The organism is Mycobacterium sp. TH-M106, assembly GCF_057473765.1.
Map to the genome: position 1 here is coordinate 1 of NZ_JBYCLE010000500.1, position 2,251 is coordinate 2,251.

A 2,251-nucleotide genomic window follows, 5' to 3' on the forward strand; every position below is an offset into this window, starting at 1 on the left:
TTGGTGCTGGCCGGGTAGATCGGGTAGCAGCGCCGCTCGAACTCCGACTGCAGCACTTCGCCGCTGACCGCCTGCGACGCGTCGGCGATGTTGCGCAGCGAGTCGCTGCCGAAGTTCCTCTTACCCGGCTCCAGGATCAGGAAGGCGGGGTGGGTCAGCTGCATGGTGCCCTTGAAAAAACCGACCTCTCCGGACAGCATTACCCGGGTTTTCGGGGTGAGCCTCCACTTGAGTCCGCGTGCGTGAAAAAACGTGGCGGTCACCCGGTTTCGTCCCGCGCCCACGGTGATCACCAGATACTCGTCCTTGCGGCCGTCGGGCAGCCGTTTTTTCATCTCCCGGACCACCGCGCTGGTGATGGTGTCGACCAGGGTGACGTGCTCGCCCGCCACCGGTTGCTCGTCGGCTGCTCCCCGCACCGCCGCGCCCTCGACGTAGCTGCGCGGATAGTGGCGCAGCAGGTCATCGACGGTTCGGATGCCGAAGACCTCGTGGAGCGGTCCGGCGGCTTTGCCACCCAGCACGTAGTCGAGCCGATCGCTGAGCGTGACCATCGCTACTCGACTCCGATCAGCAGCACGTCGCCGGAGTGTCCGGTCGCAAACGTCACCAGTTCGGTTCCCGGATGACGATCGTGCACATGCTGGGCTAGGACATGGGCCAGGGCATGATCCGGCGTAATGCCGGCGCCCGTCAGCACAGTGACCAGCTCGCCGCCGGCGGCCAGCAGCAGATCGATCAGGCCGATCGCGGCGGCCGTGACGTCCTCGGCCACAATCAGCACCTCGTCGCCGGTGATGCCCAGACCGTCCCCAGGTTCACAAGGCCCAGCCCAGGTCAGTGCCGCTTCGGTGGCCAGACGCACCGAGCCATGCCGGGTGGTGCCTGCCGCTCGGGCCATGGTGTAGCCGTCGTCGACGACGAGCCGACCCGCATCGTGCACCGCAAGCGCGGCCAGACCCTGCACCATCGATCCGCTCGGCACTGGCACCACGTCGATGCCCCAGCCGATGGCGGCGGTGCACCCGGCCACCAACTCCTCGGCGGCCACGTAGCCATTGGGCAGCACCATCACCTGCGCTGCGCCGGTGTCGACCACCGCACGCAACAGCTGTCGTGCACTGACCCCGGTCGTGGGGTGGGTAGCGTCGGCGTCGGGTCGCAGCACGCAGGCGCCTTCTGCGGCAAACAACGCCGCGGCGCCGTCGCCATCGACCACGGCCAGCACGGCCCGTTCCCGAGTCCAACTGCCCGGAGACAACCCGGACCCCCCGTGGAAACCGGCCAGCGCCGAGACCTGGATGCGGTGCGGCCGACCGAACGCCAGGCCCGTTTCGACGGCGGCGCCGGCGTCGTCGGTGTGCAGATGCACTGAGTAGGCTCCACCGGACGTTTCAGCGGGGGCCGAAGCCGCGATCGCCACCGATTCACCTAGCTGCTCAAGCCGGTCGCGCAGCGCGTCGGCTGCGGTGGCATCACAGCCGTCCAGCAGGTACATCACCTCGAACTGCGGAGCGGGTTGCGCGGTGCCCGACGGGGACGCCGTCGACCGGGCCGACCGGGTCACTTCGTGCAGCGGCTCATAGGCGGCGCGAGCGGGCGACTGCCCAGTGATCGTGAAGCGCAGCGCGTCGAGCAACACCAAAAGACCACGACCGCCGGCGTCCACCACCCCCGCGTCGGCGAGCACATCGAGCTGCTGGGGGGTTCTCTCCAGCGCGACGGCCGCTGCGTCACCGCCTGCGGTGACCACCGCGTGCAGCCCTGCACCGTCTGTCGCGTGCCGCTCGACGGCACAGGCAGCCGCTTTGAGCACCGACACGATGGTGCCGGGAACCTCTCGCCCGCCCATCGAGGCGACGACCAGTTCAACGCTGCGCTGCAGTCCGGCGCCGAGCAGAACTGCGTCGATATCGAGCAGTTCGCCGTCGCCATCGGCGGTGCGGCCGGCGCTGACATCGGTCCTGACATCGGCTGTGACGTCGGCTGTGACGTCGGCAATGCCGCGGAGGATCTGTGACAGGATGACCCCGGAGTTGCCGCGGGCCCCGCGCATCGCTCCGGCGGAGAGCGCCGCCGCGACCTGGGCCACCTCTCCCGAAGCGGCCACGCTGTCGACCTCCGCCAGCGCGGAACGCATGGTGAACAGCATGTTAGTGCCCGTGTCGGCATCGGCGACCGGGAACACGTTGAGCCGGTTGATCTCGTCGGTGTGGGTAATCAGGTCGCCGACCGCGGTGTGCGCCCAGTC

The 2,251-nt window shown here is 68.9% G+C and carries 1 protein-coding gene and 1 pseudogene; both read right to left on the reverse strand.

The genetic code is table 11. The features are described from left to right. Window positions 1-554: pseudogene (locus tag AC2VOP_RS17580) on the reverse strand (ATP-dependent DNA helicase RecG); the annotation flags it as partial. A 2-nt stretch (window positions 555-556) separates the two neighbouring features. Further along, window positions 557-2,251, reverse strand: a 1,695-nt coding sequence (locus AC2VOP_RS17585) for a DAK2 domain-containing protein (RefSeq protein WP_486962153.1), incomplete at its 5' end; no start/stop codon positions are given.